Genomic DNA, 23,912 nt, shown 5'->3' on the forward strand with positions numbered 1-23,912 from the left:
GTGCCCAAGAACATCCTGATCTGCCTGGACGGCACCAAGAACCAGGTGGAGGCGACCGAGGTCACCAACGTCTTTTCCATCGCCGAGTTCGCCGATCTGACCGACCCGGCCGAGCAGGTGCTCTACTACGGCCCCGGCGTGGGCACCATGGCGCCGCCGAGCGCGTGGACCGGTCTGGCGCAGCGGATTTCGTTGGTCGGCGGATTGGCGCTGGGCCACGGGATGCGACAAGACATAGCCGAGGCGTACACCTACCTGATGAACACATGGGAACCCGGCGACAAGGTGTTCGTGTTCGGTTTCAGCCGCGGCGCGTACACCGCGCGAGCCCTGTGCGGGATGCTGTACCGGATCGGGCTGCTGCGGCCGGGCTCGGACAACCTGGTGCCCTACGCGGTGCGCACCTACGCGCGAAAGCCTGGCAAGGATTCCGATCTGAGCAAGCCGGAAGGCTGGGGCCGGATGGACAAGTACTCCGAAGGGCTGGCGCGCAAGATCGAGGGCGAAAGCCGTGCCTTTCCCATCGAGTACCTCGGCCTGTTCGACACCGTCAAGGCCACCAAGGCTTTTGGCCGCGACATCCGCTGGCCCTACACCAGGCAGTTGCCCAACGTTCGGGTGGTCCGGCACGCCGTGTCGATCGATGAGACCCGTCCGCAATTTGTGGAGTACCTCGTCGAACCCGACCCGAAGCAGAAGTTCCCGGCACTGGAGGAAGTGTGGTTCGCCGGTGTGCACTCCGACGTCGGCGGCGGATTCCAAGACGACAAGCTGACGCTGTCCAAGATCCCCATGCGCTGGATTCTCGACGGCGCCATCAAACGCGGACTCAAAGTGCGGTCGGGCAAATATCGTTCGCACCTGACCAAACTGGGCGAGGCCGAGGCGTGCTCCGGCATGCGCACCAACAGCACGGCCTGGCGGTTCCTACAAGCACCGTGGCGCGCCGTGTTCAAGCCGTGGCGCACTCGACCCATCCCCGACGACGCGACGATCCACGGCAGCGTCGAAATCCGAATGGCCAAGGCGAGCCCCAAGTATCAGCCGCGGTTACCGGACAAGTTCCTCGTCAACGATGAACCGTGGTCTGGCCCACCGCCGCCCGTCGAGCCCTGAGGACTACTTGCGGCCGCCGTTGGTGATCAGCGCGGCGAGTTCCTCGCGGTCGTTGATGTCGAGCTTGGTGCACGCACGGTACAGATGACCCTCGACCGTGCGCACCGACACCGTGAGCCGGTCGGCGATCTCGCGGTTGGTCAACCCCGCGGCCGCGAGGTTGGCGATCTCCCGCTCCCGCACCGTGAGCGGCAGCGGATGAGACGCCAAGTTCAACGCGGGCGTGCGGATCCCACCGCATTCGGCGGCTAGCCGGTTCGCGACCGCGGCCGCCTCCACGCTTCGCCGACGATCGTCTGCGGCCTCGAACAACACCGCAGCCTGGGCTGCGGCATCAGCAGCCGACAACAGCGCGCCGAGGTCCTCGAATTGCCCTGCCGCCGCGGCCATTCCCGCGGCGTCGCCGTTGCGCAGCGCTTCGGCATGCGTCGCGATGACTGCGGCGAGCCTTCCGCCGGTCGCGGTGGCGACGTCGACCAACTCGTCCAGACACGTCGAGTCGCCGAACCGGACCGCGTCGTGCAGCGCCAGCATCTGAATCGCCCGCTGCCCGGAGTCCGCAGCTTGATTTGCCGCATCGAGCGCGAATCCGATTGCCGCGCTGACATTTCCCTCCGCGGCGGCCAACCACGCTTCGGCGATCTTGAGTTGCGGCCCGAACACCGCAACGTGCCGGCCGTACCGCGTCTTGACCTCGGCCATCATCCTGGCGCCCGGTTCGGCCCTGCCAAGCGCACAGTAGGACTGCGCCAGCAGCAGCCGCGCCGGGAAGCTCCACGACGAGGCCGACTCCGCGGTGAGCGCCGCGACGGTCTGCTCCATTCTCGGCACCGTGTCGGCGAACACCCCGCGGGCCACACCGACGGTGCCCATCAGCACGTTGGCCATGCCCCACGCCAAATACTGACCCGCCGACGTGATCCGGATGATGTCGGCGGATCGCTGTGCGGCAGTGTCGAAGTCACCCGCCAGGGTGAGAGCCTTGACTTCGCCGAACGCCGCCAGATAGCGCAACAGCCCGTCGACCTTGTTCTCGACCTGATGCCCGCGCGACGCGACAGCGGCCACCTCGTCGTCGCGGCCCATCAATGCCAGCGCCAGTGCGCCGCCGAACGCCGCCCACTCGACCGCGGTCGGATGGGCACTCGGGTCGGCGAGCACCCGCCTGGACAGCGCGGTGGCGTCGACAAGCTGGTTCTCGAAGGTCCGCGACGCGGACGCCACACCGTCGATCATCAGCCGCAACCGGTCGTCGGTGACCTTCTCGTACAACAGTTCCAACACCTCGTCGGCGCTCTCGGCATCGCCCATCGACCAGTGCAGGTTGGCGATTCGCGCCAACCCCCAACGCACCAAATCGACTTCGTCCATCGCCTCGGGGTCGAAGGAACTCAACGTCTCCTCGGCCTCGGCCGCCTTGCCCTGCCACAGCAGCGACCGGGCCAGCAGTTCGCTGGCGACCAGCCCGCCGCCACGGTTCACCGCGGCCCGCGCCAACCGCTCACCGAGCGTGACGTTCGTCAGTGCGATCGCGTCGCGCGCCGCGCCGACGAGCAGGTCCACCTCCGGCTGCTGATCGCTGTCGAGGGTCAACTCCGCCAACCGGATTCGCTCCGCCGGGCCACTCACCGGCCGGCCCTGCAGCGCCTTGACCACCTCGCCGCGCAGCCGCCTCGCCGCCGCCATGCCGAGCCGGCGCCGGATCACCTCGCCGAACAGCGGGTGGTTGAACCGCGCTTCGATGCTGGAGTGGTCCTCGGCGATGCGGATCAGGCCGCGAGACTCCGCATCCTCGACGGCGTCCGCGCCGACGATGTCGGTGAGCGTGTCGAGGTCGAGCGGCTCGCAGAACGTCAACAGCCGCAGCGCGTGCAGCACGTTGTCGGGGAGCTGCTCGATTCTGGCGTCCAGCAGCGATGCGAGCTCGGACGTGACCGCGGTGCGCCCCCGCAGCTGCCACACGCCGCGGACCTGACGCAGCGTGCCTGCTTCCAGGGCGCCCTCGACCAGATGCCGGACGAACAGGGCGTTGCCGCCGGATGCTTCCCACATCAGATCCGCGGACAGCCCCTCGACGCGACCGCCCAGCGCCGATTCGATCAGCGAGACGCACTGGTCTCGGGTGAACGGCATCAAGTGCAGCCGCTGCAGATAGCCGTCCTTCCACAGCGATGTGATGGCGTCGGGTACCGCCTCGCCGGCCCGCACGGTGGCCACGATGCGCACCTGGCCGTCGAGCGCGAGCTGATGCAGCAGCGTCGCGGACAGTTGGTCGAGCAAGTGGGCGTCGTCGACGCCGATCACCGAATGCCCTTCGGACAGGATGGTCTCCCGCGCCGCGGACAGGAACGCCACCGGATCCCTGGACGTCGCGGCGCCCACGAGGTGGGCGAAGACACCCAGCGGGATGCTGCGCGCCGATTCGGTGCCCGCCACCCACTGCACCCGCGACGGCAGGGACTGCGTCACCAGCCGCGCCAACGTCGTCTTGCCGACACCGGCGTCGCCGATCAGGACGATGCCACACACGCCGGTTTGCTCCGCCAACGCGCTGTGGATCTTTGCAAATTCGATGTCGCGCTGGACGACCGGCCATCCGTGGGCCACCGCTTCAACGGTCATGGAACGAGTCTGCGGGCGATTCATGGCGCTGATGCGAGTAGACGACTACGCGAATCACGAGGCCGCGGCGGCGAATTCCGCCTGTCGTGCCGGCGCCGCCGGTTTGGTTTGCACCAGTCGTTCGCTGCGCGCCAACCAGTCGACGTCGGCCCACACGACGCGGTCGGGTAGCCGCCGCCAGTATTCGGGATGCGCCCGCAGATAGATGTCGACGCTGGCGTGCACCAGCGCGTCGGCAGGGGGCCTGCGCAGCGAAAACGTGCGGGCACTGCCCGCGAGGGCGTCACATTCGGTCGGCGCGGGCGCATCGGACTGGCTGGCCGCACGGACCGCGACGCCGGCCCGCACCGCCCCGTCGAGCACCCAGTCCAGCGCGATATCGGCCAGCGGCCAGCACGCTCCCGGGCCGCCCGCGATATCGCAATGCGCACCGCGGAACCAGACTTCCTCGACGCAGTCCGGCGGCGACACCAGATGCGAGCCGCCGAGTCGGCCGTCGATCGCGACCGCGTGCCTGCCGTCGACGACATTCGTCAGCGGTACGGCCGACGGGTGTCCACCCGGCACGCTGATCATGTCCCAGAGCCCCAAATACTGAACGGGAACCTCGATTTCGCGCCGCCCGGTCAGCCGCGCGGTCAGTGTGGTGAGCCGCGTCCAGTCCTGGGGATCGCGGTGTGTCCGCGGTACGGCGTAGGTGGCGAGCACGTAGTCCATCAGATCGGGCAGCAGGCCGACGGTGCCGAGCAGTCGGGTCAGGGCGTGCGCGCAGTACGCGCCGCGGCCCACACCGAACAGGTAGATCCGATCGCCTGAATCCCAGTTGTCGACCAGGAACTCGTAGGCCTCGGCGATCGTGGCGCGCGCCTCCTCGGCCGCGCTGCGGCGCCACCGCAGCCGGTCCACGTTGCTGTGGACGGGCACCGGTGTGCCAGGGTGATACCAGGTGAGCTGCGCGTCGCTCTCGTCGAGCAATCTCAGCAACGCCGCGGCGTTGGTGGCGTCACGAGGACCTGGATGGTCACGTACACGATCGAAGCACAGCACGATGTTCTTCACGACGACCCCCGACGGAAGTGTTTTCGCTGTTGGGGATTAGTTTGCTCCGCAAGAATCGCCGTGTCCTGCGTATCGCACTACTCGAATTACCTATTCCTTCGAATTCGCTACAGGGCGACCTCACTCGGCGCGGAATCCGTGATCGTGATGCCGCAGGCACGGCCGAATTCCTCCGCCGTGAGCCCGTCCGCCGAGTTCATATCGCAGCGGCCGAACGGCGGTGCGCCCTCCGGCAGGCCGCCGCCGTAGCCGGACCCGTCGGTGTACTGGTGAGCCACCTTCCCGGGGTACGGCGGGTTGCGCCCGTAGGCCGCGACGACGAGCCGGATGCCGGGCGGTTTGGCGGGCCACAGGGTGTTCAGGTCGCCCACATTGCCGTAGCCGATCACCTTGGCCGTCGAGCCGACGAACGCGCCGACGGCCTCGTAGGCGGCGTTGATGCCCGTCGACCGGTCGCCGCGGATCTGCCCACCCCACGACTCCACGTCGATCATCACCGCCATCTTCGGATGCGGCGCGCCGACCATGTCCGTGAACGTGTCGACGGTTTGCTGCCAATTCGGCCGCCAGACGAAGTACACGATGAAGAACGTCAGCCGGCCGCTGTCGGCGTTGCGCAGACACCAGCCGTAGTTGTTGTCCCACCGGCGATCTCGATGTGTGCCGTCGTTGGACCGGATGCACAACACCGGATACGGATAACTGTCGTCGACGCCGACCTGCCACTCGGACACATCGGCGTAAAGCGTGTCAGCCACGCCTTCCAGTCTGCGCGCGACTACGACAACGGAATGTCGACACCCGCGCTCATCGGCTCGCCGTGCACCTCGAGCGACTCACCGGTGGTGCCCGGCGGCACGTCGAAAGCGATTGCCACATCCGCCGAATCGCTTGGCGCCAGGTCGGCCCAGGTGCCGTTGAGGTATGCCGTCGCCTCGTCGTCGATGTCGTACGTCGAGCCGCGGGCCTTGAGCTTCTGCAGCGTGGCGAGGAAGCCGCCCTGCGCGTCGCCGGAGTTCAAGACGTTCAAGTGCACGATAAGGAATTCGCCCTGGGCGGTCTTCTCCACCGGCGCATCCTGATACTGCACCGACGGCGCGCTCTCCACACCGGTGATCGCGAACGTCAGGCCACCGTCGGACGCTTGCGGGCCGGATCCCGAAGCGCCAGCGGGTGTTTCGGTCGCCGTCTCGATGCTGTTGCCCCAGCCGTTGCCCGGCGTCATCGCCGGCGAGGCCACGATGTTGGTGGACATGTTGAAGAACACGCCGTAGACGATGACGACGACCAGGATCGCCAACAGCGCGGCACACGCGGCACCGAAACCGATGATCAGCGAGCGTCGGCTGTCATCGACCGCGGGTGTTTCTGGCGACCGGTGCCCGGTCCACGTCGAGCCGTCCCAATACCGTTGGCCACCCGAGCCGTCGGGATCGGGATACCAACCTGCGGGTGTCGTCATCGCGGGAGGATATCCCGATTCACAGGAAACGAGGAGGTTTCGCCCAGGAAAGGGCCCGGTCAGGCGCCCATCAGCATCCGCCACTGGTCCAGATTGCTGGCCCGATACACGTAGTTGGTGCGTTTCACTTCTGACAGCGACGCGCTCGGCTCAGCCGAATACCAGTGGCCAGGAAACACTGTGGGGTCGCCGGGCAACTGAGCCAGCGCTTGCAGGCTGTGGTAGATCGCCTCGACGTCCCCGCCGGGGAAGTCGGTACGTCCGCAGCCCTCGAGGAACAGCGTGTCGCCCGCCACCAGTCGCCCGTCGAGCAGGAAGCACTGGCTGCCCGGGGTGTGCCCCGGCGTGTGCAGCAACTCGATGTCGATGTCGCCGACGCTGACCACATCGCCGTGCTCGTGTGCGGTGAGCTCCGAACGCGCGATCCCCGTGACCCGCGAAACCCAGTCAGCTTCAAGGGAATTCACGTGCACCGGCACGCTGGTGCGCTCCAGCAGCTCGGCGAGGCCCTTGAGTTCGAAACCCATCATCGAGCCGCCGACGTGGTCGGGGTGGTGGTGGGTGACCAGCACCCCGGACAGGTGCATACCGTCGGCTTCCAGCGCGTCGACCAGATCGTTCGCGGCGTAGGCCGGGTCCACCACGACGGCGTCGCCGGTTTCGCGGTCGCCGATCAGGTAGGCGAAGTTGCGCATCTGCGCTGCGATCATGTCGCCGGCCGCGAAGTCGCGCCCGGAGAGCAGCTGCCGGAAATACAGGCGGTCAGTCATGGCTTCAGACTAGGTTGCGGTGGGCTTCAGTCGAACCATGCGGGTGGTGCTGCTCTCGTCGAGGTCGACGATGTCGCTGCGCGACCGGAGGAAGTCGCTGAACGACTTGAACCCCAACGACTTCTCGGAGAACGACGGGTCCATCCGCTTCATCTGGGCCTTGACCGCGGAGTTGTGCAGCCATTCCGCGTCGTCCTTCTCGTGGCCGATGCGCAGCGCCCGCTCCAGCAGCCCCGTCGCGGCGGCCTGCGGGTCAGGCTGATCCGGTTCGTCGTCGGTTTCCTTCGTCTTCGCGCGCTTGGCCGCCTTCTTCGGCGTCACCACCGGGACCCCGGGCAGCGCGTCGTAGGTGACGAACTCGTCGCACGCGGCCGTCAGCGATCGGCTGATCGAGCCGGTGATGCCGATGCCGACCACGTAGCGGCCGAGGCGTTTGCAGCGCTGCGCCAGCGCGATGTAGTCGGAATCGCCCGCGACGATCACCACGTGGGTCAGGTCGGGCAGCCGGAACATGTCCTCGACCGCGTCGACGGCCAGCCGAATGTCGGCCCCGTTCTTCGCGTATGCGGCCGCGGGGAACAGCTGAACCAGGTCGACGGCCCGACCGACCAGCTGGCCCTGATACTCGGCGTTCACGTCGGCCGACCAGTCGGCGTAGGCCCGCGTCAGCACCAACGTCCCGAACGACGAGGCGAAATCGATGATGGCGCCGACGTCGACGACCGCTTCGGTGAGACGCCCCGGCCGTTTGTGGAACCCGGCTGCCCTGTCGCGCTGAAACGAGTTGCGGCCGTGCACCTGGTCGTAGCGGGAGATGACGATGTTGTCGAAGTCGAGGTAGACCGCCACACGCGGCGTGTTGGGTTCGGTCATCTGTATGTCCTATCACCTCGGTATCCGCGGCGCGCCGCCATCGAAGTGGTGGCTAACCGGGTTCCAATTGCTGCGTGAGCCGACACGCTGCACCGCCAAGGCGGTCGGGGCGCGAGCTGGGCCTGCTGATCGGGCTGGGCGTGGCGGTGGTGGCGGCGATCGGTGTCGTCGTCGCAGGGGTGGTGCTGGCGGCCAGGATGGATGTCGACGAACCGGCCGTCGCGGCGCAGACCACCAGCGCCGAGACCGCGGCGCCTGCCGCGACCTTGCCTGCGGTCCAGATCCCCGCGGCCGACGTCGCCCCGCCCGAGGTGGCGTCCGGCGTCGTCGGCGAAGAGGTGCGCGACGGCGACTTCTCGTTCGTCGTGACCGGCGTGCAGCGCCTCGACGCCATCGTCAACCCCGACCGCCCCGACATCGAGAAGACGGCGCAGGGCGAGTTCGTCGTCGTCCAGATGACCGTGACGAACGTCGCCGCCGAGCCACGCACCTACACCGGGTCGTTCCATACACTGTCGGACGGCACCACGACCTTCCAGCCCGACGACGAGGCCTGGCTGTACTTCGGCAAGCTGCCACCCAGGCTCGATCCCGGGGAATCGACGGACAGCTCGGTGGTGTTCGACGTGCCCAAGGGCGCCGAGGTCGCCGCGATCGAACTGCACGACGCGCCGTCGTCGACCGGGGTAACGGTCCAGCTGTAGCGGCGCGAGGACCTGCGGTTTGGCGCAGCTATCGGCGAGAATGTACCCTCTTTAAGGCCCACGCCGCTGGTGCGAGGGTCTGGCCCCCTTAGCTCAGTCGGTAGAGCGTTTCCATGGTAAGGAAAAGGTCAACGGTTCGATTCCGTTAGGGGGCTCGGTGGTCACCACGCGCAGTGGCTAGTAGGTGGCACCCGGATGGCGGTGTAGCTCAGCTGGTTAGAGCGCACGACTCATAATCGTGAGGTCGGGGGATCGAGTCCCCCCACCGCTACAGGACCAGCAGACAGTTTGAGAAAGAGGCAGTTGACGTGGCGTCAAGTACAGACGTACGGCCGAAGATCACTTTGGCGTGCGAGGTGTGCAAACACCGCAACTACATCACCAAGAAGAACCGTCGCAACGATCCCGACCGGCTCGAGCTGAAGAAGTTCTGCCCGAATTGCGGCAAGCACCAGGCTCACAAGGAATCGCGCTAGCGCGTCACCCCGTTCGGCTATCTGCCAGGGGTTGACCCGAGAGGTTCGTTCACCGTGGGGCTGTCACAGCAGATCGTCGGGATGCACTACCGCTACCCCGACCATTACATCGTGGGCCGGGAGAAGCTGCGCGAGTACGCGGTCGCCGTCAAGAACGACGATCCGGTGTTTCACGACGAGAAGGCGGCCGCCGAGCTCGGTCACGACCGGCTGCCTGCGCCGTTGACGTTCATTTCGGTGTTCGGTTACCAGGCCCAGTTGGCGTTCTTCGAAAGCGCGAACATCGGGATCCAGGATGCCCAGATCGTCCAGGTCGACCAGGTGCTGAAGTTCATCAAGCCGATCTTTGCGGGCGACAAGCTCTACTGCGATGTGTACGTGGACTCCGTCCGGCAAGCCCACGGCGCCGACATCATCGTGACCAAGAACATCGTCACCGACGACAAGGGTGACGTCGTCCAGGAGTCGTACACGACCCTCGCGGGTCGCTCGGGTGAAGAGGGAGAAGAGGGTTTCAGCGATGGCACTGCGTGAATTCGACTCGGTGAAGGTGGGTGACACCCTCCCGGAGAAGGTGATCCCGCTGACCCGTCAGGATCTGGTGAACTACGCCGGGGTGTCCGGCGACCTCAACCCGATCCACTGGGACGACGACATCGCCAAGCAGGTCGGCTTGGACACCGCGATTGCGCACGGCATGCTCACGATGGGCCTGGGTGGGGGCTACGTGACGTCGTGGGTCGGTGATCCGGCCGCGGTCACCGAGTACAACGTCCGCTTCACCGCGGTGGTGCCGGTTCCCAACGATGGCGTCGGCGCCGAAATCGTGTTCAATGGTCGGGTGAAATCCGTTGAGCCTGAGACAAAATCAGTGACCATTGCGCTGTCGGCCACAACGGGGGGAAAGAAGATTTTCGGTCGCGCCGTTGCCACCGCGAAGCTGGCGTGATCGATGGCACTCAAAACTGATATCCGGGGGATGGTCTGGAAGTACCCGGACACCTTCGTCGTCGGCCGCGAGCAGATCCGGCAGTACGCCGCGAGCGTCAAGTCGATGGACCCGGCCTCGCATGACGAGGATGCCGCCGCCCAACTCGGTCACTCCGGGTTGATCGCGCCGCCGACGTTCATGTCGATCTTCGCGGTGATGATCCAGCGGCACTTCTTCCAGCATGTCGACGTCGGCTTCGAGACGCTGCAGATCGTGCAGGTGGATCAGAAGTTCCTGTTCCACGAGCCGATCAAGGACGGCGACGTGCTGACCGGCACCATGTACATCGAGTCGGTGAACGAGCGGTTCGGCGCCGACATCGTGACCACCCGAAACGTGTGCGCACGGCCCAACGGCGACGTCGTGATGGAGTCGTTCACCACGCTGATGGGCCACGAGGGCGACAACTCGATTTCAGCCGGGTGGGACCCGGAAACCGGCCAGGTCGTGCGCAAGCCCGTCAAGCACGACGACTAGAGGCGGATTAGTAACTATCACGGGTGGCGCGCTACACTCGGTCCTCGGGGTTTTCCCAGTCCAGCGCGCTGTCCGTCGGTTTTCAATCGGCCGAACGGGGAGCGCGCAAATTGTGTGAGCCCCGGTGAAGGGGCGTAGCTCAACTGGCAGAGCAGCGGTCTCCAAAACCGCAGGTTGCAGGTTCAAGTCCTGTCGCCCCTGCTCAACTGAATACTCGACAAGTGTGGACACTGGAAGGTGACCACATAACCCAGACGAAAGGCATGCGGTGAGCGACGAGCGCGATGGTGTCAGCTCCGCAGGCGACGACACCGTAACTGACAGCACTGGCCAGACCGCGGTGGTGACCCGCCCGGCCCGTCCGACCGGCAAACGGTCGCGGCGTGGCGCGGTCGATGCCGAGAGCGAGGCCATCGACCTGGAGACGGGTACGAAGGCCGCCCCGACCAAGAACGGTGGGGGGACCGCCACCAAGACGGCCAAGAAGTCCGCCGACCGGCCGTCACGCAACCCGTTCAAGTTCGTCTGGAACTACCTGGCGCAGGTCGTCGCCGAACTCCGCAAGGTGATCTGGCCGAACCGCAAGCAGATGGTCAACTACACCGCCGTGGTGCTGGTCTTCCTGGCCTTCATGGTGGCGTTGATCGGCCTGGTCGACATGGGGCTGTTGAAGCTCGTGACGCTGGTGTTCGGCTGACCACGCTGACGAGCGAATTAGAGAGGACTGACAAGTGACTTCCTTCGAGGGCGATACGCCTTCGGCCGAGAGCGTCGATGTCATCACTGACGAGAGCAACGTCGATCCGGTGACCGAGGACACCGACGCGGCTCCCGATGAAGCCGACGTCGAGGCCGACGGTGCCGATGACGCGGCTGCGCAGGACGCGCCGGAGGACGAGGAAGAGGATCCGGCCGTCGCGCTGAAGAAGGACCTGCGTACCCGGCCCGGCGACTGGTACGTCATCCACTCCTACGCCGGCTACGAGAACAAGGTGAAGGCCAACCTCGAGACCCGCGTGCAGAACCTCGACGTCGGCGACTACATCTTCCAGGTCGAGGTGCCCACCGAAGAGGTCACCGAGATCAAGAACGGCCAGCGCAAGCAGGTCAACCGCAAGGTGCTGCCGGGCTACATCCTGGTGCGCATGGACCTCAACGACGAGTCGTGGGGCGCGGTGCGCAACACGCCCGGTGTGACGGGCTTCGTCGGGGCGACTTCGCGGCCGTCGCCGCTGTCGCTGGACGACGTGGTGAAGTTCCTGCTGCCGCCCGCTGCTGCGAAGAAGCCGGGCAAGGCCGCGGCCACCACTGCCGCCGCTGCGGAGACCGGGGGAATCGAACGGGCACCGATCGAGGTTGATTTCGAGGTCGGCGAGTCGGTCACCGTCATGGACGGGCCGTTTGCGACGTTGCCCGCGTCGATCAGCGAGGTCAACGCCGAACAACAGAAGCTCAAGGTGCTGGTGTCCATCTTCGGCCGCGAAACACCTGTCGAACTGACCTTCAACCAGGTCGCCAAGATCTAACCGCGGTTTGTGTGCGTTGAGGCGCGCTGAGCGCTCGAAAACGCACACAAATCGCAAGGAAACGAGAGGAAAAGATGGCCCCGAGAAAGAAAGTCATCGGGCTGATCAAGCTGCAGATCCAGGCCGGGCAGGCCAACCCCGCCCCGCCGGTCGGTCCCGCACTCGGCCAGCACGGCGTCAACATCATGGAGTTCTGCAAGGCGTACAACGCCGCGACGGAGAACCAGCGCGGCAACGTCATCCCCGTGGAGATCACCGTCTACGAGGATCGCAGCTTCACCTTCAACCTGAAGACCCCGCCCGCCGCCAAGCTGCTGCTGAAAGCCGCTGGCGTGCAGAAGGGTTCAGGCGAGCCGCACAAGACCAAGGTCGCCAAGGTGACCTGGGATCAGGTGCGTGAGATCGCCGAGACCAAGAAAGAAGACTTGAACGCCAACGACATTGATCAGGCGGCCAAGATCATCGCCGGCACCGCCCGGTCGATGGGGATCACCGTCGAATAGACGGCTCCCGTGGGAGGGCTGGCATCGGCCCGAATCGACCACAACTCTGACAACTAGGAGATACCAATGAGCAAGACCAGCAAGGCATATCGCGAAGCCGCCGAGAAGATCGACCGGGAGCGGCTGTACACGCCGCTGGAGGCCGCGAAGCTGGCCAAGGAGACGTCGTCGAAGAAACAGGACGCCACCGTCGAGGTTGCGATCCGCCTGGGCGTCGATCCGCGTAAGGCCGATCAGATGGTGCGCGGCACCGTGAACCTGCCGCACGGCACCGGTAAGACCGCGCGCGTCGCGGTGTTCGCGGTCGGTGAGAAGGCCGAGCAGGCCCTCGCCGCGGGTGCGGACATCGTCGGCAGCGACGACCTGATCGAGAAGATCCAGGGCGGTTTCCTGGATTTCGACGCCGCGATCGCCACCCCCGACCAGATGGCCAAGGTGGGCCGGGTCGCGCGTGTGCTGGGTCCGCGTGGTCTGATGCCGAACCCGAAGACGGGCACCGTGACGCCGGATGTGGTGAAGGCCGTCAACGACATCAAGGGCGGCAAGATCAACTTCCGCGTCGACAAGCAGGCCAATCTGCACTTCATCATCGGCAAGGCGTCGTTTGACGAGAAGGCGTTGGCCGAGAACTACGGCGCTGCGCTGGATGAGATTCTGCGGGCCAAGCCGTCGTCGTCGAAGGGTCGCTACCTGAAGAAGGTCACCGTCTCGACGACCACCGGCCCGGGCATCCCGGTGGACCCGTCGGTCACGCGTAACTTCGCGGAGGCGTAGGCGAAGCCGGAGCCGACCATCGGCACCGAGGCGTAAGTCTCGGGTCAGCGGGCGCTTTCTAGCGCCTCTCGATAGACGTCGAGGACGGCCGACGCGGTGGCGGCCGCCGAGCATTCCGATTGCACACGGACTCGTGCAGCATCAGCGCGGCGCCGCGCCGATTCGCGGTCCTGCCGCACGGCCAGAATGGCGTCGGCGAGCGCTTCCGGATCACCGGGCGGCACGAAGGTGGCGTCGTCGGCCGGGACCACTTCGGGCAGCCCGCCGCACCTGGTGGCGACGAGGGGAACGCCGGCCGCAATGGCTTCCAGCGCCACGTAGGAACATGATTCGAAGTGGGAGCTGACCACCGCGACGGCAAGCTCTCGGAACACGGCGTCCGCCGACGGGACCGCGCCCAGAAAGCGGACCGCCGAGCCGAGGCCGAGATGGTCCGTGAGATCGATGAGCCGAGCCCGCTCGGGGCCGTCGCCGGCGATCACGAAGTGTGCAGTCGGATCGCGGGCGCGGACAAGGGCGGCCGCCTCGAGAAACACATCGACCCCCTTGACCGGGTCGAGGATGCCTATCACTCCGATGGCTCCGTCGGCCGGCTGCGGTACGGGCGGCCTCGGCCGGATGCCGTTGTGCACGACGGCAATTCGCGCTGCGCGGTGGCCGAGCTTGCCTGCGAGCCGTCGGGTCGCCGTCGAAGGAACGATGACCCGGTCGGCCCGCCGCAGCAGAGCCGGCTCGGCAATCTGGTAGGCCACGCGGTCGCGGGGAGTAGGTGGCGGCTCGCCAGGTATCGGTAGGTACGGCTCGGGAAGTCCGTGCAACGTGTGGATGCGAACTCGTCCCGGCATTCGGGCCCGGCCCAACACCCACAGCGCGCTGCGCCGGTCATGGCTGTGCACCACGTCGGCGTCGCGGCACGCCGCTACCGCATCGCCCCCGAGGCGGCGGGTGCCGGCGAGCACTACGTCGGCCCCTTCGGCGGCGAAGGAGGCGGCCGTCTGCTCATCGACGACGACGGCGGTGACCGCCGCGCCGAGTCGGCACAGGTCACCGGCGAGAAGTCTGGCGTGGGTGATCGGACCGCCGCGGCGCAACGACGTAACGAGAGTGACCTTCACCGGTCGTCGTCCAAGGAGCGTCGGTTGTCGCCGACGCTCGCCGCGAGCGGCACGGCCATTGCCGCGGTGAGCCAGATCGGCGCGGCGATCTGGACGCTGAGCGATGCGGCGCTGACGACCGCGACGAGGGCACTGCCCTGGACGGCAAGCGCTAACCAACCCGCATGGGTGTCGTCGGCGTTGCGGGCGGCGCGGCGCGCGCGCACCAGGATGATCCACGACCCGGCAATGAAGACGATGAAGAGGGTGAGGCCGACGGCGCCGTCCTCGGCGAGCACCTCGAGATAGGCGTTGTGTGCGACCGGTTCGACGATGCCCCATGGCTCACCGCGGACGAAATCGGTGGCGCGGTGGGGAAAGAGACCAGTTCCGATGCCGAGCAGCGGCTCTTCTTTGAACATGTCGACGGCTCCACGCCAGAGCGCCTGACGCGAAGCCCAGTTCTCGTCTGCCACAGCCATTTTGGCATTGACACGCTCGCTCACCCATTGTGAGTCGATGGCCAGAAGGGCTCCGCCTATCGCCGCCGTGACTACGACACCGCCGACAAGTCCCTTGGCAATGGTCTTGCTGTGCAGCGCCGCCCACAACGCGGCCACCGCGAGGCCGACGACGGCGCCTCGAGAGAACGTGAGCGCGATGGTGACGAATAGGACGACGCTCGCCGCCAGCCAGAGGACCCGGTGCTCGCGGTGCCGCCAGGCAAGGTAGAACGCGAGCGGAACCGCCGTCGCCAACACATACCCGAAGTCGTTCGCCTCGCCGATGGGGCCTGACGCGCGCCCAGCCATCGACGCGAAGAACCGGAAGCTGCCGACGATTGCCGCGGCCGTCGACGAGACCACAAACACCTCGATGAGCAGTAGCAGGCGTGCCCGATCTGTGAGGAGTTGGATGACCAGAAAGTAGAAGACAGCGAACAGCGCGTAACGCATGCACTGCACGGCGCCGTCGGCCACCTGCCCGCTGCGGAGCAGCGATACGACGAGGACAGCGAGAAAGGCCATCAGCACCCAGAACACTCGCGGCACCGGCACCCAACGGCGATGGGGTCGGGAGGCGAGATAGGCGATGACCAGCGCGGCGCCCAGTAGCTTGCCAACGGAGACCTGTCGCGTCGGGTAGCCGAGGGCGTCGTCCCATGGGAACGAAGCCACCAGCAGAAGGAGGATCGCGAACGGGATGGCGCCCGAATCGGTCAGGCCCGATCTATTCGACAAGCCGGCGGTCGCTTTTCCCATGGTGCTAAGTACACACTGTCGGCAAAGCCGGCGAACCCTGAATCCGGGTACGGCGATGTCTGCCTGAGTTAGTCTCGGGACGGCCGCACATCTGCAGACTGCACTGGAGCTCGAGTAGTGAACCCCCGGGACGTGGGACGCGTTGGCAGAGAACGCGATTTTCACAACAACATGTACGCCTTGGACGTTGGCCGAGTCGCGCAGGCGAAGTACTACTGGGCGGTCAGCGACGGCGTGGCCGACTACATGCGCGCCTACCAGCAACTCGCTCCGGGCAAAGACGTCCTGGTCTACGGATGTGGCGACACTCGAGAATTTCTGAAGCTGGCGCCCGTCGTCAGGAGCCTGCACGCGATCGATATCTCGGATCAAGCCATCGACCGGCTGAAGACCGAGAACAACCACGACAACGTCCATCTCCATGTCATGGATGCGATGAACATGACGTTTCCCGACGACTCTTTTGATTTGGTGTTTGGCGCCGGGATCATCCATCACCTGGAGACCGCGGCTGCTGCGCGTGAGGTGGCAAGGGTCTTGCGTCGCGGGGGACGTGCCGTCTTCTGGGAGCCGCTTGGGCTCAACCCCCTGATCAACATTTATCGACGTCTGACGCCTGACGCGCGTTCCGTCGACGAGCATCCGCTGTTGGGTGAGGATTTTGCCATCATGGCCCGGTACCTCCAGCTGGACGACGTCCGTTACTACGGCCTGTCAACACTTGCCGCCGTTCCGCTACGGAACACAAGATTCGGGACCCCATTGCTCAATGTCGGCCGATGGGTCGACAAAGCGCTTTTCACCCTGCCCGGTGTGAAGCGCCTTGCGTGGCGCGCGCTCGTCATCGGCGCAGCGAAATAGCCGTTCGGAGAATCACCGGTTCGGTCAGTTCGAGGTTGGATATTGCGCTAACGTTTGCTGAGATCCGATCTGCGGGCGTTGCGTGAGGTATGTCCATGCCGGGACTCCACCAGATATGACCGGAGTACGGGTGATGCACGTCATCAGCGAGATGGGAACTGGTGGCGCAGAAGCGTTCGTGGTCGAGATGGCCCGACGGGGCGCCGACGCAGGCTGGGTGAGTGCGGTGGCCTCCCATGGTGGGCACCGCGTCGACGACTTGATCGCCGCGCGGGTGCCACACTTCGAAATCGCGATCGTGCGTCGGACAATCCGGGGCCTCATTGCGGCCCGCATGACCACTGCCCGCGCGCTGAAGAGGTTCAATCCGGATATCGTTGTGGCCCACAATGTCTCAGCGACCCTGGTGGCGCGGCTGGCCAGGCCGGGGGTTCCGATCTTGACGATCTTTCACGGCGTCACTTCGCCCGATTACCGGAATGCGGCCAGGGTGCTGAACTTCGCGGCCGATCGAGTCGTCGTCGTGTCAGATGCGATAGGGATGCGACTCCGGCAAGCCGGGCTCCGCAAAGTGAACGTGGCGACGATTCAGAATGCCGTGACGCCACCGGTCCTGGGGTCGCGGACCGAAGCGCGCGCCGAACTGGGTCTGCCGCGTGACGCACCGGTCGCGCTGTGTCCGGCACGGCTGGAACGGCCAAAACGCCACGATCTTCTGCTCGATGCGTGGAGCCGACTGCGTGGCGACGCGATCTTGTTGGTGGCCGGAGATGGCTCGCAACGCGCGGCACTGGAAGAGCGGGCCGCTCCGATGGGCGACCGAGTGAGGTTCCTCGGCAGCAGATCGGATGTGCCGATGTTGCTCGCGGCGGCCGACGTGACGGTCCTGATAAGTGACTCCGAAGGTTTACCGCTGGCGATCCTGGAGTCACTGGCTGCGGGTCGTCCCGTCGTCGCCAGCGATGTCGGTGGCGTGCGGGAGGTCCTCGAGTCGGGTGCCGGGCGGTGCGTGCCCGCCGGCGACGTCGGCTCCATCGCTGCTGCGCTGCAGGAGATGCTCGACGACGAGCCCGCGCGGGCAGAGGCGGCGGCGATTGGATTGTCCGTTGTCAACACGTTGCACGACCCGGTACGCATGATGGACCGTTATCGAGAGCTGGTCAGTGGAATGCTCGCGGCACCAGTCGGATGAGTAGGCCGGACAAGGTCTCTGAGCGGGCCCGAGCAGGTGTGTTGTGGCTCGGGTTCGTGAACGTCGCCACCAAGGGCAGCCAGATGGTTGTCACGCTCGCGCTCGCGGCCGTGTTCACTGAAGGCGAGCTGGGTCTGGTGGCTCTGACGTTGTCTCTGGCCAACACCGCGATGATCGTGCAGTCAATGGGTGTCAACAATGTGATCACCCATACCGGGCGAGACGAGCACGTGATGGCCGGCACTGCGCTGACGATGTCGCTTGTACCGACCACCGTTCTCACGCTTGTCGGTGTCTTGGGTGCGTCGCACATCGCCCGTGCATTCGATGCGCCCGGTGCAGCGCCGCTCATCGCCATCGTCGCTGTCGGCTTGCCCTTCTGGGCTTTTGGCTGGTTTCAGACAGCGTTGATGAATCGTCGCCTCGACTTTCGGCGCAGGTTACTGCCGGACGTCGGTAGTGCCGCCATCGGCGCAACGGTGACCCTGGTTCTGGCGCTCCGTGGCGTCGGACCGGTATCTGCCGCTATCGGAGTCCTGGTCCTCGCTGTCCTGCAACCGTTCTTCGCTCTTTTGGTTGGGGTGCGGGTGCGACCGACTTGGGATCGGGGCGCAGCGGGTGAGGCTCTGCATTGGATCATGACCGTGGGGGCTGGCGCCGTCGTCTACACCGTGATGATCAACGTCAACTTTCCCATCGTGTCTCGGCTGCTCGGTGTGGACGCGCTCGGCCTTTACTCGCTCGCCTTTCGGGTGGGGATGATTCCGTACCTGCTGGCTGCCGTGGTGCTCAGCGCGGTCGCGTTTCCGTTGTACGCCAGATTGATTCGCGAGGGTCGTCGAGACGAGTTGGCACATGCGGTTGCGCAGTTCACTCACGTGCTTCTGCTCGGTGTCGGTGGGCTGTATGTGATCCTTGCGCTGCTTTCCGGTCACCTCGTGATATTCGGCGAGCGATGGGCGCCCGCTGTTCCTGCGTTGGTGGCGCTGTGTCTCTATGGTTTGGGTCTCAGCCTGCTGACGCTGTGGTATCAGGGCGTCATCGTGTCGGGTCGGCTGCGGCAGTACCTGTGCTTCGAAATCGCGCATCTCGCACTGCTTGTCGGGTTGTTGCTGATGTTCGCCAGGTCCGGGATAACGGCTGCTGCCATCGCTCAAACCGCCGCGGTGTGGACCGTGCTCGCTGCCGCGGGGGTGGCGGTGTACCGGGCGAAAGTGGCGCCTCCGCTTGGAGATAGCGTCCGGGCCATATGGGGTTTCCTGATACCCGCGGCAGCTTGTGTTGTGCTGGTCGTGGTGTCGCGGTGGCTCGGCATCGAGGCCGATCCGGGATCACTGTTGGGCGCGGTTTGCGAACTGATCGTCCTTGCCGGTTGTTATTGCGGCATCGCCGTACTGACGAATCGCTCCCTAGCGGCGTCCTTGATCAGACGCCAGAACGCTGAGGTGCAATGACCACGATGCTGGGTCGAGTTGCCTTGGTGTGTGAGCCACCGGATGGGGGAGTCGCAACGCATGTGCGTTGGCTGGCTCAAGGACTTCCTGCCCACGGCTACGAACCGGTGGTCGCTGTGCCGCATAACTTCGCCTATCTGGCGGAATTGCGGAGTGAGTGCGAAGTCGTCACGATGCCTTTCCGGCGTGACTACTCGCGCCCCGACGATGAGCTGCGTGTCATGAAGCAGCTGTTGCCCGTGATCCGTCGGGCGACTCTGGTGCATGCCCATTCCGCGAAGGCAGGTGTGCTCGCCCGCGTCGCAGCGCGGGTGGTGCGCACTCCCGCACTCTATACACCGCATCTTTTCCCGTTTATCGGTGAGATACCCGTCGCACGCAAGCATTTCGGACTGCTGGTGGAGCGGGTGCTGGCCCCGTCGACGGCTGCGTTGATATGTGTGTGCGAGTTCGAGCGCAGGCTCGCGCTTCAGAAGAGGCTGCGTGCTCGACGGGTCGAGATGATTCACAACGGATGCCCGCCGTGTTCTGACGGATCACCCGCAGAGTTGCCCGAGATGCCTGACGGTCTGATCGTCGGTACGCTCGCCGTGCTGCGACCGCAGAAAGCACTGCACTACCTCCTTGATGCGATGCCGGCGATCAAAGCCGCTGTGCCAGAAGCGAAATTCGTGATCGTGGGAGACGGTCCAGCCGAGCCCAAGTTGCACGCGCACGCCGTCAAGTGCGGAGTCGATGTGACATGGCTGCCGTTCGTGCCGCCTCCGTCGCGATATCTTCGCTCATTCGACGTGTACGTTCTGAGCTCGTCCTGGGAGGCGTTCCCGATCAGCGTGCTCGAAGCTCAGGCTTGTGGAATCCCGCAGGTCGTGTCTGCTGTCGGGGGTATGCGGGAGTCGGTCGTTCCGGAGACGGGAATCGTGGTTCCGCCTCGAAACCCGAAAGCGTTGGCGCAGGCGGTGATTCAGCTGCTCTTGGATCCACAGCGGCGGGCCGCGATGGCTACGGCTTCGCGCGCGCGTCAGGCCGAACGCTTCACCGTCGAACGCATGGTCGCAGACACCGCCGAGGTGTACAGGCGTGTGCTATCCGGTGCGTGATGCGCATTTTGATCTGCACCTCCGAATCACCGCGCGCGCCGCTGAACGGTTCGCGACTGCTTTCGTGGCATCTGTGTTCGAGGCTGGCGCGCGACCACGAGGTGACAGTGGTCGCATTACGGTATCCAGACCAGGATGGGTCGCCGCCTGACGGCGTGCAGTTGTACGAACTGCCCATGCCGCAGCCGTCATGGGGCCGTGCCCAGCTACGGCGGCTTGTCGCACTTGCGCTGTGCGAACCCGTCGAGGCGCGGCGGCTGGCGGCACCGTTCCGGTGGTTCCTACCGCAGCTGGGAGGGCGATTCGACGTGGCGCATGTGATGCTGGGCCCGCTCGCGCGGGTGGCTCCCGCGCTCGATGTGCCCGCGGTGATCGTGCCGATGGACGCGTGGCATCTCAATGTGGAGGCCGAAGCAGCATCGGCGACCGGCTGGGTCGAGCGGGCCTGGCGGCGCACGCAGGTACACGCTGCACGGCGGTTCCAATCGCGCGCTTACCGGCCCTACGCCCGGGTAATCCTGGTCGCCGAGGAGGACGCGCGCGAAGTGCGAGCGCTCGATCCGTCGCTGACCACCGAGACGATCTCCATTGGCGTGGACACCGCATCGTTCGCCCCTGACGGTCGGGCCCGGTCGGGCATCCTGTTCACCGGCGTCCTGAATATGCCGGCGAACGAGCAGGCCGCCATCCGTCTGGCGGAGCGAATCATGCCGCTGGTGCGGCGCTCCGTTCCGGAGGCGACGCTGTCACTGGTCGGTCGGTCGCCCAGCGCGCGGGTACGCGCTCTGGATGCCACGGTCGTCCCCGACGTTCCGGATCTGCGGCCGTATCTATGGGGTGCCGGCGTGTATGCCTGCCCCATGGCGAGTGGTACGGGCATGAAATACAAACTGCTCGAGGCGATGGCGGCAGGCGCACCGGCGGTCGCGACATCGCTTGCCTGCCAGGGATTGACCGTGCGCGACGGAGTCGAGTTGCGGATCGCCGACGGTGACGAGGCCTTCGCCGCAGCGTTGGTAGCGACGCTGCGTGCGCCGGGTGAGCTCGGCGAAGCCGCGCGGCAGTACGTGATCGACCACCACGATTGGGATGCGGTCGCGAAGGCGTATGCGGCGGTATACGAGGACGTGATCTCGTGAACCCGCCCTCAGCCTGTCGGCCTCGCGCCGCCACGGCGGGCGCAGGGGAGGATGCCGGGCCGAGCAGGCATTCACCCCAGGCCTGCAGGCATGCGTGCGATGACCTTGTCGGCTGAACGATCGACGAATAGTGAACTCACGATTGATTGCTGAAGACCGTACGACCACCTGGATTGGCTACTAGCGGTTACGTCGACGATGGCTCGGGTGGAGGTCAAAAGGCGCCCAGCCGTGAGGGGCGACAGTGGGCTGTCGCAACGCGAACTGTCGCTCGTTCGATCGACGGTGTCACCGACAGGCCGTTTCGTTCGCAAACGCAGCAGAGATTGGTAAAGACTGGGCACGCGCCCGCCGCGTGTCAAACTGGCTAACTAACGGCGGTCGTCGGTCGGGGTTGGGTTCCCCGCCAGATCTGAGGGCCGATCTACTTGAGGCGGCAATACCGCGGCATCGAATCCAGCTAATTAGCGCAGGTGTAGATACATTTGCGGCGGCAGTTAGATCGCGCCAGGTCACCCGAGACAGATCGCGTAAACATAGGGAAACGCCCGATTGCTAACGCGACTACTGGTTAAATAGACTCAGTTCGTTGGCGGGGCGCAGGCCTCACGCTTCTGGGTCAGAGCGGGCCGGTTTGTATTAGGGAACGATCCAGCAACGGTGTGAGACTGCCTCCCGATGGCAACGTCGCCGCTGCACGGGGCAATGGGGGGTAAGAATGAGAATCGCACTTGAGCGACGGTGGGGATTCGCGCGCGCAGGGGAGCCAACGACGGTCGCGCCCAAGGCTTGGGATCGACCGGGCGCGACGGGCAGTGCTGTGTGTGTGTCTCGGTCACCGTCAGCAGGGCCCTTGATTCGTGATTCATTGTTCGCGGGTGAATGGGACGGGTGCGGGCCGATCGGACGGTTGCTAACTGCTTTGAACGCAAATCCTCTCACCATTGGCGAGGGCACGTTATGACCGTCGTTGACCCTGGTCGACGGAATACTAAGTGGACCGCGGATCACCCAAGTCAGCCGATTCCGCTCCCACGCCTAGACGCTGCTTCGCTCAGGGGGAGTGCGGCGCGTACCTCGGTCCCGCGCCAGAGCGTCGCCGTACGGGTCTTGAGTCGCGTCCGAGCATGGATGTTGGTGCCGCTGGTCGATTTCGGGTTAATCACGCTGCCGCTTCTATGGCGGCCAGCACAGATTCACGCCGTCCTCGCGATGGCGGTTTTAGGCACGCTGTTTCTGACGGAAGGCGGACGGTACCGAGCGCGACTGCACCTAAGTGTGTTGGATGAGCTCCCGACGATCCTTAGCCGGATGCTAACCGCCACCGCAACGGTTGCCTCGGTGATCCTGTTCTTGCATCAAAGGGAAGCGGTAATCGATTTCCTGCAGACTGCTTGCCAGGCGACGGCGCTAGTCGTCGGCGGCCGCGTGGTTACTACTCGTCTCACTGGGTTAGCTCGGCGGCGCGGGATCGCGCGGTATCCCACCGTCTTGCTGGGTGGCGGTTCACTAGCCGCTGAGCTCGCCAAAATCCTTGCGGAGCATCCGAATTACGGCCACCAAGTTGTCGGTTTTGTCGATGACGGGGAGTTGTTCCCGGCGAAGCAGTATGTGCCGCATCTCGGGCGCCTCGCCGATTTGGACCTCGCGGTCGCGACTACAGGTGCGTGCGCGCTGCTGGTCGCTGACGGCAACTTCGAAGAACGCGCGTTGATGGACGCAGTACGCACAGAACAGTGCCAGGGGGCTGATCTTCTGGTCGTTCCGCGCATGCACCACTTCCATACTCAGACGGGGACTGCCGATCACATCGGCTCGATACCAGTAATGCGTGTTCGCAATCCGAACCTTGGCGGGCCGGCGCGGATGACCAAGCGTGCCTTCGACATTGTCGTAGCAGTTACAGCGAGTATCGTCCTGTCTCCGGTGCTAATCGCCGCCGCACTGGCCGTGCGTCTTGAGGGCGGCGCTGATGTCATCTTCCGTCAGGTGCGGGTAGGCCGCGATGGTAAGCACTTCGAGTTGTGGAAGTTCCGCTCCATGCGGCCAGCCGATGAGCACGAGTCGCAAACGCGATGGTGCGTCGCGACCGACGCTCGCGTTGGACCCGTCGGCCGATTCCTCCGCCGCACTTCGATCGACGAATTGCCACAGCTATGGAACATCATTCGTGGCGACATGACCCTGGTTGGCCCCAGACCAGAACGTCCACATTTCGTGGAGTTGTTCTCCGCGCAATTCGACCGGTACGCCCAACGCCACCGCGTCCAGGCCGGTCTAACAGGATTTGCACAGGTCAGCGGGCTGAGGGGAGACACGTCAATCGCCGCGCGCGCCCGGTACGACAATTTTTACATCGAGAACTGGTCGCTCTGGTTGGATGTAAAAATCATCCTCAGGACATTCCGCGAAGTTCTATTCCACCGCGGAAGTTGAGCGCGGATCTATGCCCCCGCA

Annotated in this window: 24 protein-coding genes and 3 tRNA genes; 19 read left to right on the forward strand and 8 right to left on the reverse strand. The window is 65.4% G+C overall.

Annotation, left to right across the window (positions count from 1 at the left end; translation table 11 throughout):
• Window positions 1-1,116 (forward strand): DUF2235 domain-containing protein, encoded by a 1,116-nt coding sequence (locus C1A30_RS10060; protein WP_101950105.1) that lies wholly within the window; start codon window positions 1-3, stop codon window positions 1,114-1,116.
• 3 nt (window positions 1,117-1,119) lie between these two features.
• Here C1A30_RS10060 and C1A30_RS10065 read toward each other — a convergent pair whose 3' ends face one another.
• The 6 genes from C1A30_RS10065 to C1A30_RS10090 form a co-directional block, all read right to left on the reverse strand.
• On the reverse strand, window positions 1,120-3,738 hold the full coding sequence (locus C1A30_RS10065) for a LuxR family transcriptional regulator (RefSeq protein WP_235009807.1): 2,619 nt from the start codon (window positions 3,736-3,738) through the stop codon (window positions 1,120-1,122).
• A gap of 54 nt (window positions 3,739-3,792) precedes the next feature.
• Window positions 3,793-4,797 carry a DUF2235 domain-containing protein gene (locus C1A30_RS10070; protein WP_101948108.1) on the reverse strand — a complete coding sequence of 335 codons (1,005 nt, stop codon included), beginning with the start codon at window positions 4,795-4,797 and terminating at the stop codon, window positions 3,793-3,795.
• A gap of 107 nt (window positions 4,798-4,904) precedes the next feature.
• Entirely contained in the window at window positions 4,905-5,555 is a 651-nt protein-coding gene (locus tag C1A30_RS10075; RefSeq protein ID WP_101948109.1) for a hypothetical protein, read from the reverse strand.
• Window positions 5,556-5,575: 20 nt separating this feature from the next.
• Window positions 5,576-6,259, reverse strand: a complete 684-nt coding sequence (locus C1A30_RS36030) for a DUF4352 domain-containing protein (RefSeq protein ID WP_235009809.1) — start codon at window positions 6,257-6,259, stop codon at window positions 5,576-5,578.
• Between the two features lie 59 nt (window positions 6,260-6,318).
• The gene (locus C1A30_RS10085; RefSeq protein WP_101948110.1) at window positions 6,319-7,029 is read right to left on the reverse strand and encodes an MBL fold metallo-hydrolase; all 711 of its coding nucleotides are present in this window, start codon (window positions 7,027-7,029) and stop codon (window positions 6,319-6,321) included.
• 9 nt (window positions 7,030-7,038) lie between these two features.
• Window positions 7,039-7,902 (reverse strand): NYN domain-containing protein, encoded by an 864-nt coding sequence (locus C1A30_RS10090; protein ID WP_101948111.1) that lies wholly within the window; start codon window positions 7,900-7,902, stop codon window positions 7,039-7,041.
• A 74-nt stretch (window positions 7,903-7,976) separates the two neighbouring features.
• Here C1A30_RS10090 and C1A30_RS10095 point away from each other — a divergent pair, with 74 nt between their 5' ends.
• The 12 genes from C1A30_RS10095 to rplA all read left to right on the forward strand — a co-directional run bounded on the left by C1A30_RS10095 (window position 7,977) and on the right by rplA (window position 13,353).
• Window positions 7,977-8,606, forward strand: coding sequence for a DUF4352 domain-containing protein (locus C1A30_RS10095; protein ID WP_101948112.1), 630 nt, complete (start codon window positions 7,977-7,979; stop codon window positions 8,604-8,606).
• An 82-nt stretch (window positions 8,607-8,688) separates the two neighbouring features.
• A tRNA-Thr gene (locus tag C1A30_RS10100) sits at window positions 8,689-8,761 on the forward strand.
• A gap of 42 nt (window positions 8,762-8,803) precedes the next feature.
• Window positions 8,804-8,877 (forward strand) — tRNA-Met (locus C1A30_RS10105).
• A gap of 37 nt (window positions 8,878-8,914) precedes the next feature.
• Window positions 8,915-9,082 (forward strand): 50S ribosomal protein L33, encoded by a 168-nt coding sequence (gene rpmG, locus C1A30_RS10110; protein ID WP_006246868.1) that lies wholly within the window; start codon window positions 8,915-8,917, stop codon window positions 9,080-9,082.
• A gap of 81 nt (window positions 9,083-9,163) precedes the next feature.
• Window positions 9,164-9,616 carry a (3R)-hydroxyacyl-ACP dehydratase subunit HadA gene (gene hadA, locus C1A30_RS10115; protein ID WP_369974151.1) on the forward strand — a complete coding sequence of 151 codons (453 nt, stop codon included), beginning with the start codon at window positions 9,164-9,166 and terminating at the stop codon, window positions 9,614-9,616.
• Window positions 9,603-10,031, forward strand: coding sequence for a (3R)-hydroxyacyl-ACP dehydratase subunit HadB (gene hadB, locus C1A30_RS10120; RefSeq protein ID WP_067804370.1), 429 nt, complete (start codon window positions 9,603-9,605; stop codon window positions 10,029-10,031). Before hadA ends, hadB begins: the two co-directional genes overlap by 14 nt.
• Before the next feature lie 3 nt (window positions 10,032-10,034).
• The gene (gene hadC, locus C1A30_RS10125; protein WP_101948114.1) at window positions 10,035-10,550 is read left to right on the forward strand and encodes a (3R)-hydroxyacyl-ACP dehydratase subunit HadC; all 516 of its coding nucleotides are present in this window, start codon (window positions 10,035-10,037) and stop codon (window positions 10,548-10,550) included.
• 128 nt (window positions 10,551-10,678) lie between these two features.
• A tRNA-Trp gene (locus C1A30_RS10130) sits at window positions 10,679-10,751 on the forward strand.
• 67 nt (window positions 10,752-10,818) lie between these two features.
• A complete protein-coding gene (secE, locus tag C1A30_RS10135; RefSeq protein ID WP_101948115.1) occupies window positions 10,819-11,247 on the forward strand; it encodes a preprotein translocase subunit SecE in 429 nt (142 codons plus the stop codon).
• 34 nt (window positions 11,248-11,281) lie between these two features.
• Window positions 11,282-12,076 carry a transcription termination/antitermination protein NusG gene (nusG, locus tag C1A30_RS10140; protein WP_101948116.1) on the forward strand — a complete coding sequence of 265 codons (795 nt, stop codon included), beginning with the start codon at window positions 11,282-11,284 and terminating at the stop codon, window positions 12,074-12,076.
• 74 nt (window positions 12,077-12,150) lie between these two features.
• Window positions 12,151-12,579, forward strand: a complete 429-nt coding sequence (rplK, locus tag C1A30_RS10145; RefSeq protein ID WP_101948118.1) for a 50S ribosomal protein L11 — start codon at window positions 12,151-12,153, stop codon at window positions 12,577-12,579.
• A 66-nt stretch (window positions 12,580-12,645) separates the two neighbouring features.
• On the forward strand, window positions 12,646-13,353 hold the full coding sequence (gene rplA, locus C1A30_RS10150; protein WP_101948120.1) for a 50S ribosomal protein L1: 708 nt from the start codon (window positions 12,646-12,648) through the stop codon (window positions 13,351-13,353).
• A gap of 44 nt (window positions 13,354-13,397) precedes the next feature.
• On the opposite strand, the gene C1A30_RS10155 is transcribed toward rplA, so the two are convergent.
• Both C1A30_RS10155 and C1A30_RS10160 read right to left on the reverse strand, forming a co-directional pair.
• Complete coding sequence (locus C1A30_RS10155) at window positions 13,398-14,468, reverse strand: glycosyltransferase family 4 protein (protein WP_160112724.1); 1,071 nt, start codon at window positions 14,466-14,468, stop codon at window positions 13,398-13,400.
• Window positions 14,465-15,709: an O-antigen ligase gene (locus C1A30_RS10160; protein WP_101948123.1), complete on the reverse strand. Its 1,245-nt coding sequence runs from the start codon at window positions 15,707-15,709 to the stop codon at window positions 14,465-14,467. The genes C1A30_RS10155 and C1A30_RS10160 overlap by 4 nt, the downstream gene beginning before the upstream one ends.
• Window positions 15,710-15,841: 132 nt before the next feature.
• On the opposite strand from C1A30_RS10160, the gene C1A30_RS10165 reads away from it, so the two are divergent.
• The 6 genes from C1A30_RS10165 (at window position 15,842) to C1A30_RS10190 (ending at window position 23,891) form a co-directional block, all read left to right on the forward strand.
• The gene (locus C1A30_RS10165; RefSeq protein ID WP_160112725.1) at window positions 15,842-16,570 is read left to right on the forward strand and encodes a class I SAM-dependent methyltransferase; all 729 of its coding nucleotides are present in this window, start codon (window positions 15,842-15,844) and stop codon (window positions 16,568-16,570) included.
• A 115-nt stretch (window positions 16,571-16,685) separates the two neighbouring features.
• Complete coding sequence (locus C1A30_RS10170) at window positions 16,686-17,762, forward strand: glycosyltransferase (RefSeq protein WP_101948126.1); 1,077 nt, start codon at window positions 16,686-16,688, stop codon at window positions 17,760-17,762.
• Entirely contained in the window at window positions 17,759-19,216 is a 1,458-nt protein-coding gene (locus C1A30_RS10175) for an oligosaccharide flippase family protein (RefSeq protein ID WP_101948128.1), read from the forward strand. The genes C1A30_RS10170 and C1A30_RS10175 overlap by 4 nt, the downstream gene beginning before the upstream one ends.
• Before the next feature lie 5 nt (window positions 19,217-19,221).
• Window positions 19,222-20,316 (forward strand): glycosyltransferase, encoded by a 1,095-nt coding sequence (locus C1A30_RS10180; RefSeq protein WP_235010041.1) that lies wholly within the window; start codon window positions 19,222-19,224, stop codon window positions 20,314-20,316.
• A complete protein-coding gene (locus C1A30_RS10185; protein ID WP_101948133.1) occupies window positions 20,316-21,455 on the forward strand; it encodes a glycosyltransferase in 1,140 nt (379 codons plus the stop codon). Before C1A30_RS10180 ends, C1A30_RS10185 begins: the two co-directional genes overlap by 1 nt.
• Before the next feature lie 1,131 nt (window positions 21,456-22,586).
• Window positions 22,587-23,891, forward strand: coding sequence for a sugar transferase (locus tag C1A30_RS10190; protein ID WP_101948135.1), 1,305 nt, complete (start codon window positions 22,587-22,589; stop codon window positions 23,889-23,891).
• Window positions 23,892-23,912: the final 21 nt, after the last annotated feature.

This window comes from Mycobacterium sp. 3519A (assembly GCF_900240945.1).
In the GTDB taxonomy this organism is placed as follows: Bacteria; Actinomycetota; Actinomycetes; order Mycobacteriales; family Mycobacteriaceae; genus Mycobacterium.